General features: G+C 61.2%; 9 protein-coding genes. 7 read left to right on the forward strand and 2 right to left on the reverse strand.

The window, feature by feature from the left end; translation table 11 throughout:
- Positions 1-169 precede the first annotated feature (169 nt).
- Complete coding sequence (locus ACYZTK_RS01215) at positions 170-595, reverse strand: YciI family protein (RefSeq protein WP_462012761.1); 426 nt, start codon at positions 593-595, stop codon at positions 170-172.
- 1,113 nt (positions 596-1,708) lie between these two features.
- Between ACYZTK_RS01215 and tpx the strand changes: the two genes are divergently transcribed.
- The 7 genes from tpx to ACYZTK_RS01250 all read left to right on the forward strand — a co-directional run bounded on the left by tpx (position 1,709) and on the right by ACYZTK_RS01250 (position 14,695).
- On the forward strand, positions 1,709-2,209 hold the full coding sequence (gene tpx, locus ACYZTK_RS01220) for a thiol peroxidase (RefSeq protein WP_134097025.1): 501 nt from the start codon (positions 1,709-1,711) through the stop codon (positions 2,207-2,209).
- 184 nt (positions 2,210-2,393) lie between these two features.
- Positions 2,394-3,704, forward strand: coding sequence for an MdtA/MuxA family multidrug efflux RND transporter periplasmic adaptor subunit (locus tag ACYZTK_RS01225; protein WP_462012762.1), 1,311 nt, complete (start codon positions 2,394-2,396; stop codon positions 3,702-3,704).
- Entirely contained in the window at positions 3,701-6,805 is a 3,105-nt protein-coding gene (locus ACYZTK_RS01230; RefSeq protein WP_462012763.1) for an MdtB/MuxB family multidrug efflux RND transporter permease subunit, read from the forward strand. The genes ACYZTK_RS01225 and ACYZTK_RS01230 overlap by 4 nt, the downstream gene beginning before the upstream one ends.
- Positions 6,802-9,909 (forward strand): efflux RND transporter permease subunit, encoded by a 3,108-nt coding sequence (locus ACYZTK_RS01235; protein WP_462012764.1) that lies wholly within the window; start codon positions 6,802-6,804, stop codon positions 9,907-9,909. The genes ACYZTK_RS01230 and ACYZTK_RS01235 overlap by 4 nt, the downstream gene beginning before the upstream one ends.
- Positions 9,906-11,381, forward strand: a complete 1,476-nt coding sequence (locus ACYZTK_RS01240; protein ID WP_462012765.1) for an efflux transporter outer membrane subunit — start codon at positions 9,906-9,908, stop codon at positions 11,379-11,381. The genes ACYZTK_RS01235 and ACYZTK_RS01240 overlap by 4 nt, the downstream gene beginning before the upstream one ends.
- 291 nt (positions 11,382-11,672) lie before the next feature.
- Entirely contained in the window at positions 11,673-13,754 is a 2,082-nt protein-coding gene (locus tag ACYZTK_RS01245) for a putative bifunctional diguanylate cyclase/phosphodiesterase (protein WP_462012766.1), read from the forward strand.
- Positions 13,755-13,948: 194 nt separating this feature from the next.
- On the forward strand, positions 13,949-14,695 hold the full coding sequence (locus tag ACYZTK_RS01250) for an SDR family oxidoreductase (protein ID WP_462012767.1): 747 nt from the start codon (positions 13,949-13,951) through the stop codon (positions 14,693-14,695).
- Positions 14,696-14,807: 112 nt separating this feature from the next.
- On the opposite strand, the gene mapR is transcribed toward ACYZTK_RS01250, so the two are convergent.
- Positions 14,808-16,217, reverse strand: coding sequence for a GntR family transcriptional regulator MpaR (gene mapR, locus ACYZTK_RS01255; RefSeq protein ID WP_462012768.1), 1,410 nt, complete (start codon positions 16,215-16,217; stop codon positions 14,808-14,810).
- Positions 16,218-16,326 lie beyond the last annotated feature (109 nt).

Consider the following 16,326-nt stretch of genomic DNA (forward strand, 5'->3'; position numbering starts at 1 on the left):
ATTGCATGTTAGCCAGTCGAAAGGATTAATTCATTCGTTTTGTGTACGGCATCTCATTATTTTTCTGTACTAAAAAGTTAATGCGAATCAGCGGGTTGTCGCGTTCAACTGAAGTGCAGTGCGCGCGCAGCCCGCTGTCCGTAAGTGGGATTGCGCGCAATACAGGTGTTCAGACCTTCTTCGCCTGGGCCCGCACCCTTTCTTCCTGTTCGCGCAGTTCGGGGGTGAATTCGGTGCCGAAATCGTCTGCGGCGAATATCGGGCGAATCTCGATTACGGCATCGGTGCCTGGCATGGGGTTGGGGCAGCGCTTGACCCAGTCGATGGCTTCCTGCTTCGATTTGACCTCCCAGATCCAGTAGCCGGCGATCAGCTCTTTGGTCTCGATGAAGGGGCCGTCAATGACGGTGCGCTGCTCTCCCGAAAAGCGCACGCGGGCGCCTTTACTACTGGGTTGCAGGCCGTCGCAGTCTACGAGGATGCCGGCCTTGGACAGTTCTTCGTTGTAGTTGCCCATCGCGGTCAGCAGTTCTTCACTGGGCATGACCCCGGCTTCGGAATCGGCGCTGGCTTTGACAATGATCATGAATCGCATGGTCGGTACTCCGCTGCAGTTGATTTGGCTCGTTGAGTAGTCGAATTGCGGCGGCGGGAATCGACAGGGTGCGAGAAGAAAATTTTTGCCACTTGTCCCGTAGGAGCTGTGTAGGAGCTGTCGAGAGAAACGAGGCTGCGATCTTTTGATCTTGCTTTGTGTACATATCCATTCCTGCGGTCACGGCTTCCATTGGTTCCGCTTTTACAGCGGGTCACTTGGAACAGCGCCAAGTAACCAAGCGCTTTTTGCCCCACCACTCGGCCCCTCGCTTAGGCTCGGTGTGCCCGAACGCAGGCATTGCTCCGCGGGCCGCCGCGCTGGCCCATCCATGGGCCAGCGCGGCTAAACCGGTATCCTTGCCGGTTTACCCGCTGCGCAATACCTGCGTTCGGCCAGCGTGGTTTTATGGGGCGTCCGCGATCAAAAACCAGGCCGAGGCGGCCTGAAAGCCGACCTGACCGGGAGTTCGGCTGTGCAGCAGCGGCGAATGGCACATATTCGAATAGAGCACCCTGTGGGAGCAAAGCTTGCTCGCGATGACGGATTATCATTCAACAGTGATGGTGACTGGTGTATCGCCATCGCGAGCAAGCTTTGCTCCCACAGGTATCAGCCTCCACAGGCTCTCATTTCAAATTCAGAGGTGGCGCGCACGACCAAAAAAGCGCAGCGCGCCGGCTTGATGCCTTGGTCGGCCCGGAGGCCGCCACGGCGACGGTTTAGCTGCGCTGGGCCAAGGATGGCCCATCGCAGCGACCCGCGGAGCAATGCCTGTGTTCGGGCACACCGAGCCTAGGCGAGGTGCCGAGTGGTGGGGCAAAAAGCGTTTGGTTACTTTGCGCTTTTTCAAAGTGACCCGCTGTAAAAGCGGAACCAATGGAAGCCGTGACCGCAGGAACGGATATGTACACAAGACAAGCAGGATCAAAAGATCGCAGCCTCGTTTCTCTCGACAGCTCCTACGCAACTCCTACGCAGCCTCCACGACAACGATTACGTCCCCGCCTGATAGATCACAATTTGTGTCCGCCCATAGGTCGCCAGCCCGTTTCGTGGTTAACTTCGGCCTCTTAAAAATTCTCCACACCAACGTTCAGAAGGACTCAGTTCATGGCTCAAGTCACTCTTAAAGGCTCCCCGGTTCAAGTCAACGGCCAACTGCCACAAGCCGGTTCCAAGGCGCCAGCCTTTTCCCTGGTTGCCGGCAATCTGTCCGACGTGACCCTGGCAAGCTTCGCCGGCAAGCGCAAAGTGCTAAACATCTTCCCAAGCGTCGACACCCCGACCTGCGCCACCTCCGTGCGCAAGTTCAACGCCCAAGCCAACGACGTGGCCAACACCGTGGTGCTGTGCATCTCGGCTGACCTGCCGTTCGCCCAGGCGCGTTTCTGCGGTGCCGAAGGCCTGGAAAACGTCCAGAACCTGTCGACCCTGCGCGGTGCCGAGTTCATCGAGAACTACGGCGTTGCCATTGCCGATGGTCCGCTCAAAGGTCTGACCGCCCGTGCGGTAGTGGTTCTGGACGAAAACGACAACGTCCTGCACAGCGAACTGGTCAAGGAAATCGCTGAAGAGCCAAACTACGAAGCGGCCCTTGCTGTATTGAAATAAGTTCGCGCTTACAATTGTTAACGGCCTGGCCCTGTCCAGGCCGTTTTCATTTGTGTATCTGTATCAGTATCTTGGACAAACATCCTGTTACGTAAGCCGAAAGTAAATTGCCGGTAAAGCCGCTTTGCTTAATACCCGCCAGTGCTTATCGTTCAGCCTCCCGTAGAAGAAGCCCACGCGCCCAATGGTTGATCATTCAATGCAATCCTCCTCCCGTAGTCCCCGTCGCTGGCTGTTCGGCCTGCTTGTTCTGTTGGTCGTCGCTGGCGTGTGCTGGAAATTCTGGCCCGCAGGCGACCAAAAAGAGCCCGCAGGGCAGAAGGCTGCCGCCGGGCATACCGGCAAGTCCGGGGGAATGCGTCCGGGGTTTGGTGGTGCGACCGGGCCGATTCCGGTGCGCGTGGCGCCGGCGGTAAAGGGCGATTTCCCGCTGTATTACAAGGCGCTCGGCACGGTGACCGCGCTGAACACCATCAATGTACGCAGCCGGGTCGGCGGTGAACTGGTGAAGATCGCCTTCGAGGAAGGACAGATGGTCAAGGCCGGCGACCTGCTGGCGGAGATTGACCCGCGTCCGTACCAAAACGCCTTGCTTCAGGCTGAAGGCACGCTGCTGCAGAATCAGGCGCAATTGAAAAATGCCCAGGTGGATGTCGAACGTTACCGCGGCCTTTATCGCGAAGACAGCATCGCCAAACAGACCCTGGACACCGCCGAAGCGCTGGTGGGTCAGTATCAGGGCACGGTCAAGACCAATCAGGCGGCGGTCAACGACGCCAAGCTCAATCTCGAATTCACTAAAATTCGTGCACCGATCGCCGGTCGTGTAGGCCTGCGTCAGCTGGACGTCGGCAACCTGGTCGCTGCCAATGACACTACGGCATTGGCCATCATCACCCAGACCCAACCGATCAGCGTCGCCTTCACCTTGCCGGAGAACAACCTGAGCGTGGTACTGGAGCGTTATCGTTCGGGGGCCAAACTACCTGCCGAGGCCTGGGATCGCGGTGACACCAAGCTGCAGGCGACCGGCGTGTTGCAGAGTCTCGACAACCAGATTGACGTGACCACCGGCACTCTGAAATTCAAGGCCCGCTACGATAACCGCGATCAGTCGCTGTTTCCCAACCAGTTCGTCAACATCCATCTGCTGGCCGACACCCTTAAAGACGTGGTGCTCGCGCCTTCGGCCGCGATTCAGTTCGGCACCAACGGCACTTTTGTTTACGCCCTTGATGGCGACAAGAAGGTCAAGATCCGCCAGTTGAAAGTCGGTGCCAGTGACGGTGATAACACCGTGATCACCGAAGGCCTGGCCGCCGGCGATCGCGTGGTGCTGGAAGGCACCGACCGCCTCAAGGAAGGCAGTGAAGTGGAAGTGGTCAATGACAGCAAGGACGTGCCGACCACGCCAACCGAACACCTGCAGGGCAAGTCGGCCGCCACCACGCCTGAAGCGACAGCCACCGACAAGGCGAAAAAGGGCGGCGCATGAACATCTCGCGGCTGTTTATCCTTCGCCCGGTAGCCACCACGCTGAGCATGCTGGCCATTATCCTGGCCGGCATCATTGCCTACCGTTTGCTGCCGGTGTCGGCGCTGCCGCAGGTCGATTACCCGACCATCCGCGTGATGACGCTGTACCCCGGCGCCAGCCCGGACGTCATGACCAGTGCCGTCACCGCGCCGCTTGAACGCCAGTTCGGGCAGATGCCCGGCCTGACCCAGATGGCCTCGACCAGCTCCGGCGGCGCCTCGGTGCTGACCCTGCGTTTCAGCCTCGATATCAACATGGACGTCGCCGAGCAACAGGTCCAGGCCGCGATCAACGCCGCCACCAACCTGCTGCCCAACGACCTGCCAGCACCACCGGTGTACAACAAGGTCAACCCCGCGGACACCCCGGTCCTGACCCTGGCCATCACCTCCAAGACCATGCTGCTGCCCAAGCTCAATGACCTGGTCGATACACGCATGGCGCAGAAGATCGCCCAGATCAGCGGAGTCGGCATGGTCAGCATCGCCGGCGGCCAGCGCCAGGCCGTGCGGATCAAGGTCAATCCGGAGGCCCTCGCGGCCAATGGCCTGAACCTGGCCGATGTGCGCAGCCTGATCAGCGCGTCCAACGTCAACCAGCCCAAAGGCAATTTCGACGGCCCGACCCGGGTGTCGATGCTCGATGCCAACGACCAGCTGACCTCGCCCAAGGACTACGCCAACCTGATCCTCGCGTACGCCAACGGCGCGCCGCTGCGACTGAAAGACGTGGCAGAGATCGTCGACGGTGCCGAGAACGAGCGCCTGGCCGCGTGGGCCAATGAAAACCAGGCGGTGCTGCTGAACATTCAGCGCCAGCCCGGGGCCAACGTCATCGAAGTGGTCGACCGGATCAAGGCGCTGCTGCCCAGCATCACCGATAACCTGCCGGCCGGCCTCGACGTCACGGTCCTGACCGATCGCACCCAGACCATCCGTGCCTCGGTAACGGACGTGCAGCATGAACTGCTGATCGCCATCGCCCTGGTGGTCATGGTGACCTTCCTGTTCCTGCGTCGGGCCAGCGCCACGATCATCCCCTCGGTAGCAGTGCCGCTGTCGCTGATCGGCACCTTCGGCGTGATGTATCTCGCCGGGTTCTCGGTGAACAACCTGACCCTGATGGCCCTGACCATCGCCACCGGCTTTGTGGTGGACGACGCGATCGTCATGCTGGAGAACATTTCCCGCTATATCGAAGAAGGCGAGACCCCGCTGAATGCGGCACTCAAGGGCGCCAAGCAGATCGGTTTCACCCTGATTTCCCTCACGCTGTCGCTGATTGCCGTACTGATTCCATTGCTGTTCATGGCCGATGTAGTAGGGCGCCTGTTCCGCGAATTCGCTATCACCCTGGCGGTGGCCATCCTGATTTCCCTGGTGGTGTCCCTGACTCTGACCCCGATGATGTGCGCGCGGTTGCTCAAGCGTGAGCCCAAGGAAGAGGAACAGGGCCGCTTCTACCGCGCCAGTGGCGCCGCCATCGACTGGATGATCGCCGCCTACGGGCGCAAATTGCAGTGGGTACTCAAGCATCAGCCGCTGACGTTGCTGGTAGCGGTCGGCACCCTGGCGCTGACCGTGGTGCTGTACATGGTGGTGCCCAAGGGATTTTTCCCGGTGCAGGACACTGGGGTGATCCAGGGCATTTCCGAAGCGCCGCAATCGATCTCCTTTGCGGCAATGAGTGAGCGTCAGCAGGACCTGGCCAAAATCATCCTCGCTGACCCGGCGGTGGAAAGCCTGTCGTCCTACATCGGCGTCGATGGCGACAACTCGACACTCAACAGCGGTCGCCTGCTGATCAACCTCAAGCCCCACAGCGCGCGGGACCTGAGCGCGACTGAAATCATCGCGCGCCTGCAGCCAGAAGTGGACAAGTTGATCGGCATTCGGCTGTTCATGCAACCGGTGCAGGACCTGACCATCGAGGATCGGGTCAGCCGCACGCAGTACCAGTTCAGCATGTCCTCGCCGGACTCGCAATTGCTCAGCCTGTGGAGCGGCCGTCTGGTTGAGGCACTGGCCCAGAAAGCGGAACTCACCGACGTCGCCAGCGACCTGCAGGACAAGGGCCTGCAGGTCTACCTGGTGATCGATCGCGACGCGGCCTCCCGGGTCGGTGTCTCGGTGGCGAACATCACCGACGCCCTGTATGACGCGTTCGGCCAGCGGCAGATTTCCACCATCTATACCCAGGCCAGCCAGTACCGGGTGGTCCTGCAGGCGCAGGCCGGCGAGAAAATCGGCCCGGACGCGCTGAACCAGATTCACGTCAAGACCACCGATGGCGGCCAGGTCCGCCTGTCCAGCCTGGCTCACATCGAGCAACGCCAGGCGCAATTGGCGATCACTCACATCGGCCAGTTCCCGGCGGTGATGATGTCATTTAACCTGGCCCCCGGCGTCGCCCTGGGTCATGCGGTGGACATCATCGAGCAGGTGCAGAAGGACATCGGCATGCCGCTTGGCGTGCAGACCCAGTTCCAGGGTGCGGCCGAAGCCTTCCAGGCGTCGTTGTCGAGCACTTTGCTGCTGATCCTGGCGGCGGTAGTGACCATGTACATCGTGCTGGGCGTGCTCTACGAGAGTTACATCCACCCGATCACCATCCTCTCGACCTTGCCCTCGGCGGCGGTCGGCGCCCTGCTGGCGTTGCTGCTCAGTGGCAATGACCTGGGGATGATCGCGATCATCGGCATCATCCTGCTGATTGGTATCGTCAAGAAGAACGCGATCATGATGATCGACTTCGCCCTCGACGCCGAACGCAATCAGGGCCTGGACCCGGAGACGGCGATTTACCAGGCGGCGCTCCTGCGTTTCCGGCCGATCCTGATGACCACTCTGGCGGCATTGTTCGGCGCCGTACCCTTGATGCTGGCCACCGGCTCCGGTGCGGAACTGCGCCAACCCCTGGGCCTGGTGATGGTGGGCGGACTGTTGGTGAGTCAGGTGCTGACCTTGTTCACCACGCCGGTCATCTACCTCTACTTCGACCGCCTCGGTCGTCGTTGGGGCCATAAATCCGAGCCTGTGGAAGTGGTAGAGCAGCCATGAACCTGTCCGGACCTTTCATCAAGCGGCCGGTCGCTACCATGCTGCTGAGCCTGGCGATCATGTTGCTGGGCGGCGTGAGCTTCGGTTTGCTCCCGGTGTCGCCGCTGCCGCAAATGGACTTCCCGGTGATCGTGGTCCAGGCCAGCTTGCCCGGTGCCAGCCCCGAGGTTATGGCCTCCACCGTGGCCACGCCGCTGGAGCGCTCGTTCGGGGCGATTGCCGGCGTCAACACCATGAGCAGTCGCTCCAGCCAGGGCTCGACCCGGGTGATCCTGCAATTTGACCTCGACCGCGATATCAACGGTGCGGCGCGGGAAGTGCAGGCAGCGATCAACGCCTCGCGCAACCTGCTGCCGAGCGGTATGCGCAGCATGCCGACTTACAAGAAGGTCAACCCGTCGCAGGCGCCCATTATGGTGCTGTCGCTGACCTCCGATGTGCTGGAGAAAGGCCAGTTGTACGACCTGGCCTCGACCATCCTGTCCCAGAGCCTGTCGCAGGTGCAGGGCGTCGGCGAAGTGCAGATCGGCGGCAGCTCCCTGCCGGCGGTGCGCATCGAGCTCGAACCACAGGCGCTGAACCAGTACGGCATCGCCCTCGACGATGTGCGGACGGCAATCGCCAATGCCAACGTGCGCCGGCCCAAGGGCTCGGTCGAAGACGGCGAGCGGCTGTGGCAGGTGCAGGCTAACGACCAGCTGGAAAAGGCCAAGGACTACGAGTCGCTGATCATTCACTACGCCGACGGCGCCGCGTTGCGCCTCAAGGACGTGGCCAAGGTCAGCGACGGCGTCGAAGACCGCTACAACAGCGGCTTCTTCAATGATGACGCGGCGGTACTGCTGGTGATCAACCGCCAGGCGGGTGCCAACATCATCGAGACGGTCAACGAGATCAAGGCCCAGTTGCCGGCGTTACAGGCCGTGCTGCCGGCCAGCGTCAAGCTGAACCTGGCGATGGACCGCTCGCCGGTGATCAAGGCCACGCTGCATGAAGCGGAAATGACTCTGCTGATCGCCGTGGCCCTGGTGATCCTCGTGGTGTTCCTGTTCCTCGGCAACTTCCGCGCCTCGCTCATTCCAACCCTGGCGGTGCCGGTGTCGCTGGTCGGCACGTTCGCGGTGATGTACCTCTACGGCTTCTCTTTGAACAACCTGTCGCTGATGGCGTTGATCCTGGCCACCGGGCTGGTGGTGGACGACGCCATCGTGGTGCTGGAGAACATTTCCCGGCACATCGACGAAGGCGTGCCGCCGATGAAGGCCGCCTACCTGGGGGCGCAAGAGGTCGGTTTCACCTTGCTGTCGATGAACGTGTCGTTGGTGGCGGTGTTCCTGTCTATCCTATTCATGGGCGGGATCATCGAGAGCCTGTTTCGCGAGTTTTCCATCACCCTAGCGGCGTCCATCGTCGTGTCGCTCGTGGTTTCGCTGACCCTCACGCCCATGCTCTGTGCGCGCTGGCTGAAGCCGCACACGCCGGGCCAGGAAAATCGCCTGCAACGGGTCAGCCGGCGCACCAACGAGTGGATGGTCGGCAAATATGCGACCAGCCTTGACTGGGTGCTGCGCCATCGTCGCCTGACACTGCTCAGTCTATTCGTGACAATAGGCGTTAACGTTGCACTATATGTCGTTGTTCCTAAAACGTTTATGCCGCAACAGGACACCGGTCAGTTGATCGGTTTTGTACGTGGTGATGACGGGCTATCGTTTACCGTGATGCAGCCGAAGATGGAAACCTTCCGCCGCGCAGTGTTGAAAGACGAAGCCGTAGAGAGCGTTGCGGGATTCATCGGCGGCAGCAACGGCACCAATAATGCGTTCATGCTGGTGCGCCTGAAACCGATCAAGGAGCGCAATATCTCGGCGCAGAAAGTCATCGAACGCCTGCGCAAGGAAATGCCCAAGGTTGCCGGTGCGCAATTGATGTTGATGGCGGATCAGGACCTGCAGTTCGGCGGTGGCCGTGAGCAGACCACCTCGCAATATTCCTACATCCTGCAGAGCGCTGACCTCGGCACGTTGCGCGAGTGGTACCCGAAAGTCGTGACCGCGCTGAAGGCGTTGCCGGAACTGACGGCCATCGACGCCCGGGAGGGTCGCGGCGCCCAGCAAGTCACGCTGATTGTCGACCGCGATCAGGCCAAGCGCCTGGGCGTCGACATGAACATGGTCACCTCGGTGCTCAACAACGCCTACAGCCAGCGGCAGATCTCGACCATCTACGACAGCCTGAATCAGTATCAGGTGGTGATGGAGGTCAATCCGAAATATGCCCAGGACCCGATCACCCTCAAGCAGGTGCAGGTGATCACCGCCGACGGCGCGCGGATTCCGCTGTCGACTATTGCCCATTACGAAAACAGCCTGGAAGACGATCGGGTCAGCCACGAAGGCCAGTTCGCCTCCGAGAGCATCTCGTTCGACATGGCCGAAGGGGTCACGGTGGAGCAGGGGACGGCCGCCATCGAGCGGGCGATTGCACGGCTCGGCATGCCGGAGGACGTGATCGTCAAGGTGGCGGGTACCGCTGACGCATTTGCTGCCACGCAGAAGAGCCAGCCGTGGATGATCCTCGGCGCGCTGGTCGCCGTGTACCTGGTGCTGGGCGTGCTGTATGAGAGCTACATCCATCCGCTGACGATTCTCTCGACCCTGCCGTCGGCCGGCGTCGGTGCGTTGCTGTCGATCTACGCCCTGGGCGGCGAGTTCAGCCTGATTTCCCTGTTGGGGCTGTTCCTGCTGATCGGCGTGGTGAAGAAAAACGCGATCCTGATGATCGACCTGGCCTTGCAACTCGAACGGCATCAGGGCATGGCGCCGCTGGAATCGATTCGCAGTGCCTGCCTGCAGCGCCTGCGGCCGATCCTGATGACCACCCTGGCGGCCATTCTCGGCGCCTTGCCGTTGCTGCTCAGCCGCGCCGAAGGGGCAGAAATGCGCCAGCCGCTGGGCCTGACGATTATCGGCGGGCTGATCTTCAGCCAGGTGCTGACGCTTTACACCACCCCGGTGGTCTACCTCTATCTCGACAAACTGCGCCATCGCTTCAACCACTGGCGTGGGGTGCGTACCGATGCTGCTCTGGAAACTCCGCTATGACTGACCGTTCGCTTTTCAACCTGGCCGCTCCCTTGGCTCGAGGCTCGCGTCTGTTGAGCCTGGCCCTGTGCGTGTCCTTGCTCAGTGCCTGCGCCATCGGACCGGATTACCAGCGCCCACAAGCGGCTGCACCGGTGCAGTACAAGGAAGCGGCCGGCTGGCGTCAGGCCAACCCCAGCGATTCCCTGGCGCGCGGGGCCTGGTGGGAGTTGTATGGCGACCAGCAGCTCAATCGCCTGATCGACAAACTCAACAGCGCCAACCAGACCGTGGCCCAGTCCGAAGCCCAGTACCGCCAGGCCCAGGCCTTGGTGCGCAGCGCCCGGGGGGCATTCTTTCCTACGGTGGACCTGACCGTGGGCAAGAACCGCTCCAGCCAGGGTACCGGCAGTAGCAGCTCGAGCCTGAGCAGTTCTTCCAGCGGTATCCGCGACACCTACACGGCCCAGGCCGGTGTGAGCTGGGAGGCCGACATCTGGGGCAAACTGCGCCGCGGCCTGGAAGCCGATACGGCGAATGCCCAGGCGAGTTATGCCGACCTGGCGGCCATGCGCCTGAGCCAGCAATCGGAACTGGTGCAGAATTACCTGCAATTGCGCGTCATTGACGAGCAGAAACGCCTGCTGGAAGCGACGGTCCAGGCCTATGAGCGCTCGCTGAAGATGACCGAAAACCAGTACCGCGCCGGTGTTTCCGGCAAGGACGCGGTGGCCCAGGCGCAGACCCAGCTCAAGAGCACCCAGGCCGACATGATCGACCTGATCTGGCAGCGCGCGCAGTTTGAGAACGCCATCGCGGTGCTGATCGGCCTGCCGCCGGCGGAGTTCACGCTGGCGGAATCCAGGGATATCCCGGCCTTGCCCGAGGTGCCGCTGAACCTGCCGTCGCAACTGCTGGAACGCCGGCCCGACATCGCCTCGGCAGAGCGCTCGGTGATGGCCGCCAATGCCAACATCGGCGTGGCCAAGGCGGCGTATTACCCGGACCTGACCCTGAGCCTGAATGGTGGTTACAGCAGCAGCACGTCTTCGAACTGGATCAGCGTGCCCAATCGCTTCTGGTCCGTGGGGCCGCAAATGGCCATGACCCTGTTCGACGGCGGCCAGCGCTCGGCGGAAGTGGATCGCAGCGAAGCGGCCTATGACGAAACCGTGGCCAAGTATCGCCAGACCGTGCTGGACGGGTTCCGTGAAGTGGAGAACTACCTGGTCCAGCTCAAGGTGCTGGAAGACGAATCCGCAGTACGCCAGCAGGCATTGGATGCGGCTCGTGAATCCCTGCGCCTGATCCAGAATCAGTACAAGGCGGGGCTGATTGCCTATCTCGACGTGGTAGTGGTTCAGGCCACGGCGCTAAACAATGAACGCAGCATGCTCACTCTGTTGCAGAGCCGGTTGATTGCCAGTGTGCAGCTGATTGCGGCGCTGGGTGGCGGGTGGGATGGGCAGTTGGAGCAGAGTGCTGCTCGATAATCATCTTCACTTGCGACTGCGGTCGGCTCCTGTAGGAGTGAGCCTGCTCGCGATGGCCGTTAACGAAGACGCGTATTTCTTGGATTAACGCGGTGTTCTGACGTCCATCGCGAGCAGGCTCGCTCCTACAGGGGCACGGTGTTTTCATTTGTTCACCGTTCAAACAAGCGTTTCATCGCCTTGATGGCCTTTTGCTAATTTTCTCAGTGCGTTCTGGTTGAGAATCAGTACAATCGCCAAATTCACGCCACCGAGAAGGGAAGCAGTACGGGGGTTATTTCGAGAAGTCCCATGCTTACTGGTAGCTATTCCCCCACGCTGGTTATCATTTCCCTGTTCGTCGCGATTCTCGCTTCCTACACTGCGCTCAACCTCACCGAACGGATTGCCACGGCCAAAGGCCGGGCGGTTTCGTTGTGGACGGCGGGTGGCGCTTTTGCCATGGGTGTCGGCGTATGGTCGATGCATTTCATCGGCATGCTCGCGTTCACCTTGCCGATCGATCTGGGCTACGACGTCACCCTGACGTTGCTGTCGCTGCTGATTGCAGTGCTGTCCTGTGGTTTTGCCCTGTGGCTGGTCAGCCAGCCGCTACTGCCGGCCTGGCAGTTGCTGTTTGGTGCGCTGACCATGGGCAGTGGGATCAGCGCCATGCACTACACCGGGATGGCGGCCATGAACATGCAGCCGGGGATCGATTACGACCCTACGTTGTTTGCGGCATCCCTGGTGATTGCGGTCGGCGCATCGGGCGCGGCGTTGTGGATCGCCTTCCGGCTGCGTAAACAGACCCCCCATGTCGCGCTGATCCGAGTGGGCGCGGCCGTGATCATGGGCGTCGCGATTGTCGGCATGCACTACACCGGCATGGCCGCAGCCCGTTTTCCCGACGGTAGTTTCTGTGGTTCGGCGTCCAGCGGCCTGAGCGGCAACGGCCTGGACAACCTGGTGCTGATCACCACGTTGGCGGTGCTGAGCATTGCCTTGCTGACCTCGATTCTCGACGCGCGAATGGAAGCGCGCACTGCGGGTCTGGCCCTGTCTCTGACCGCGGCCAATCGCGAACTGACCCAACTGGCCCTGCATGACCCGCTGACCGGTTTGCCAAACCGTGTGCTACTGGCCGACCGCATCGACCAGGCGATGCTGGTGGTGCGCGAGCAGGGCGGCTGCTTTGCACTGATGTTCATCGACCTGGACGGCTTCAAACCGGTCAACGATGCGTTCGGTCACCACATGGGCGACCAGTTGCTGCGCGAAGTCGGCCAGCGCCTGCGAGTGGATCTGCGCAGCCAGGATACCCTCGCGCGAATCGGCGGCGACGAGTTTGTATTGCTGGTGCAACTGGCGGAACAGGATGATGCGCTGAATCTGGCGGCGCGCCAGGTCTCGCTGATCGGGCGCTCGTTCCGCGTTGCCGAACATGACCTGCAGATATCCGCCAGCGTAGGCATTGCAGTGTTTCCGGGTAACGGCGAAACCGCGCAGGAATTGCTGATGAACGCCGATGCGGCGATGTATCACGCCAAAGGCAGTGGCAAGAACGGCTACAGCTTCTTTGATGCGTCGATGAACACCAACGCGCGTAAGCAACTGCAGCTGTTGCAGGACTTGCGCGCGGCGGTGGAGCAGCAGCAATTCTGTCTGTATTACCAACCCAAGTTCGATGCCGCCAATGGCCGTCCGGTGGGTGCCGAGGCGCTGTTGCGCTGGATCCATCCGACCCAGGGCATGTTGCTGCCAGACAAGTTTATCGAGCTGGCGGAGAAGACCGGGCTGATCATTCCGATCGGTGAATGGGTACTCAACGAGGCTTGCCGGCAGATGCGCGAGTGGTACGTGCTCGGGTATACCGATTGGCGCATCGCAGTGAATCTCTCGGCGTTGCAGTTCTGCCACGTCGGCCTGGTGCAGAGTGTGGCCAAGGCCTTGGCGACTCACCATTTGCCGGCCAACAGCCTGACCCTGGAGATCACCGAAACCACCGCCATGAGTGATGCAGATGCGAGCATGACTGTGCTGCAGGCGCTGTCGGACATGGGCGTGGACTTGTCCATCGATGACTTCGGCACCGGGTATTCAAGCCTGATGTACCTCAAGCGCCTGCCTGCCAACGAGTTGAAGATCGACCGCGGGTTTGTCCGTGACCTGGAGCGCGACAGTGATGACGCTGCGATTGTCTCGGCGATCGTCGCCTTGGGCCAGGCGCTGGGCTTGCGGATAGTTGCCGAAGGGGTGGAGACCGATGTGCAGCAGGACTTTCTGACGCAACTGGGGTGTGATTCGCTGCAGGGTTATCTGCTTGGTCATCCACTGCCGGCGCAGCGCTTCATGCTGGATATTGTGCGTGGGGAGCAGATGGCGGCGGTTTGACCGACCGCGTCATCGTTCATCGCGGGCAAGCCTTGCTCCCACAGGTCATGCAAGCCTTGCTCCCACATTCGTCAGCTGTGGGAGCAAGGCTTACCCGCGATAGCGTCGGTAAAGACGCTCCAGATCAAGCAAAAACCACCGATGACGGTTATTCTTGCCCCTGACTGCTTACGCAAGAAATGGGGAAGGTCAGCATGGACAAAGTCATCGTCATCACCGGTGGGAGCCGAGGCATCGGCGCCGCGACAGCGCTTCTGGCCGCCGAACGGGGCTATCGGATCTGCATCAATTATCAGGCTGACGAAGAAGCCGCACATGGCGTGCTCGAACAAGTGCGCGCGCTGGGTGCCCAGGCGATCGCGGTCCGCGCCGACGTCAGCATCGAGGATGAAGTGGTCGCCTTGTTCAATCGGGTCGACGCCGAGCTGGGCCGGGTCACTGCCCTGGTGAACAACGCCGGCACCGTCGGGCATAAGTCCCGGGTGGATGAAATGTCCGAATTTCGAATTCTCAAGATCCTCAAGACCAATGTCCTTGCACCGATCCTCTGCGCCAAGCACGCGATCCTGCGCATGTCGCCCAAGCATGGCGGCCAGGGTGGCAGTATCGTCAACGTGTCGTCCGTGGCCTCGCGCCTGGGATCGCCCAACGAGTACGTCGACTACGCCGCCTCTAAAGGAGCGCTCGACAGCTTCACCATTGGCCTGTCCAAGGAAGTGGCGGGCGAGGGGATTCGGGTGAATGCGGTGCGCCCTGGGTATATCTATACCGACTTCCATGCGCTGAGCGGCGACCCGGATCGGGTCAGCAAGCTGGAGTCGGCGATCCCGATGGCCCGCGGTGGACGGCCGGATGAAGTGGCTGAGGCGATAGTCTGGTTGCTGTCGGACAAGGCGTCGTATGCGACGGGGACGTTTGTTGATTTGGGTGGTGGACGTTAGGGGCTGAAGAGCAAAGATCAAAAGATCGCAGCCTTCGGCAGCTCCTACGGGTGTACGCGAACCCTGTAGGAGCTGCCGCAGGCTCGGGCCGCGTTCGGACGATCTTTTGACGTTAAAACGACCGTACGATCCGCCCCAACGTCTCCATCGCCTTCTGCGCCACCTCATCCCAAGGGCTGCCATAATTCAGCCGGATACAATTCCTGAATCGCTGGGTCGGTGAAAAAATCGGCCCTGGCGCAATGCTGATGCCTTGGGCCAGCGCCATCTGGAACAGCTTCAACGAGTCCATCTGCGCCGGCAGCTCAAGCCACAGGAAGTACCCGCCAGCTGGCTGGCTGACGCGAGTCTGCGCCGGAAAATAGCGGGCAATCGCCGCCAGCATCGCACTTTGCTGTTCCTCCAGCGCGTAACGCAGTTTACGCAGGTGGCGGTCATAACCGCCGTGTTGCAGGTAGTCGGCAATCGCCGCCTGGGCCGGCATCGACGCACACAGCGAAGTCATGAGTTTCAAGCGCTCGATCTTCTGCGCAAAACGTCCGGCAGCCACCCAGCCGATGCGGTAACCGGGCGCCAGGCTCTTGGCGAACGAGCCGCAGTGCATCACCAAACCCTCGGTATCAAACGCCTTCGCCGGTTTAGGTGCCTGCTGGCCGTAATACAGCTCGGCGTAGACATCGTCCTCGATCAAAGGCACCTGGTGGCTGCGCAACAACTCCACCAGCCCCTGTTTCTTCGCCTCGGGCATGGTCGCGCCCATGGGGTTCTGAAAACTGGTCATGCACCACACGGCCTTGATCGGATGCCGCTCCAGGGTCTGCGCCAGTACGCCCAGGTCGATTCCCTCGCGCGGGTGCACGGGGATTTCCACGGCCTTGAGTTTGAGTCGCTCGAGAATTTGCAGGCAGGCATAAAAAGCCGGGGCTTCGATGGCCACCAGGTCGCCCGGTTCAGTAACGGCCTGCAGGCACAGGTTCAGTGCTTCCAGGGCGCCGTTGGTGATCAGCAGTTCCTCCATCGGCAACATCAGCCCGGCCACCATGTAGCGCAGGGCTATCTGTCGGCGCAGTTGCGGGTTACCCGGCGACATGTCGGTGACCACCATGCGCGGGTCCATGTCGCGGGTCGCACTGGCCAGGGAGCGTGACAGTCGTTGCAGGGGAAACAGTGCGGGGCTGGGGAACGCCGAGCCGAAGGGCACGGTGTTCGGGTCCTTGATCGAGTCGAGGACCGAGAACACCAGTTCGCTGACGTCGACTTCGGTTGATTCATTCACCTGGCTGCTGATCACCGGCTCGGAAAACGGGCTCGGGGCGTGGGTGTTGACGAAGTAGCCGGAGCGCGGCCTGGCGCGGATCAGGCCGCGGCGTTCCAGCAGGTAATAAGCCTGGAACACGGTGGACGGGCTGACGCCGTAGGTCTGGCTGGCGTAGCGCACAGAAGGGACCCGTTGCCCAGGGCCGAGGACGCCAGAGCGGATCAGTTCAGCGATGTCATCGGCGAATTTTTCGTAGCGTTTCATTAAATGCCCGGTCGGTGGTTCAGTGAATTCGCGGTGACTTCATCGCGAGCAGGCTCACTCCCACAGGTTTTGCCGGGCTCATGTGGGAATGTACAGGCTCCCTGTAGGA

The organism is Pseudomonas sp. LB3P31 (assembly GCF_054897945.1).

Excerpts from the sequence above, each read along its gene's own strand:
- ACYZTK_RS01215 (WP_462012761.1), bottom strand. The coding sequence starts at position 595 with ATGCGATTCATGATCATTGTCAAAGCCAGCGCCGATTCCGAAGCCGGG.
- tpx (WP_134097025.1), top strand. The coding sequence starts at position 1,709 with ATGGCTCAAGTCACTCTTAAAGGCTCCCCGGTTCAAGTCAACGGCCAA.
- ACYZTK_RS01225 (WP_462012762.1), top strand. The coding sequence starts at position 2,394 with ATGGTTGATCATTCAATGCAATCCTCCTCCCGTAGTCCCCGTCGCTGG.
- ACYZTK_RS01230 (WP_462012763.1), top strand. The coding sequence starts at position 3,701 with ATGAACATCTCGCGGCTGTTTATCCTTCGCCCGGTAGCCACCACGCTG.
- ACYZTK_RS01235 (WP_462012764.1), top strand. The coding sequence starts at position 6,802 with ATGAACCTGTCCGGACCTTTCATCAAGCGGCCGGTCGCTACCATGCTG.
- ACYZTK_RS01240 (WP_462012765.1), top strand. The coding sequence starts at position 9,906 with ATGACTGACCGTTCGCTTTTCAACCTGGCCGCTCCCTTGGCTCGAGGC.
- ACYZTK_RS01245 (WP_462012766.1), top strand. The coding sequence starts at position 11,673 with ATGCTTACTGGTAGCTATTCCCCCACGCTGGTTATCATTTCCCTGTTC.
- ACYZTK_RS01250 (WP_462012767.1), top strand. The coding sequence starts at position 13,949 with ATGGACAAAGTCATCGTCATCACCGGTGGGAGCCGAGGCATCGGCGCC.
- mapR (WP_462012768.1), bottom strand. The coding sequence starts at position 16,217 with ATGAAACGCTACGAAAAATTCGCCGATGACATCGCTGAACTGATCCGC.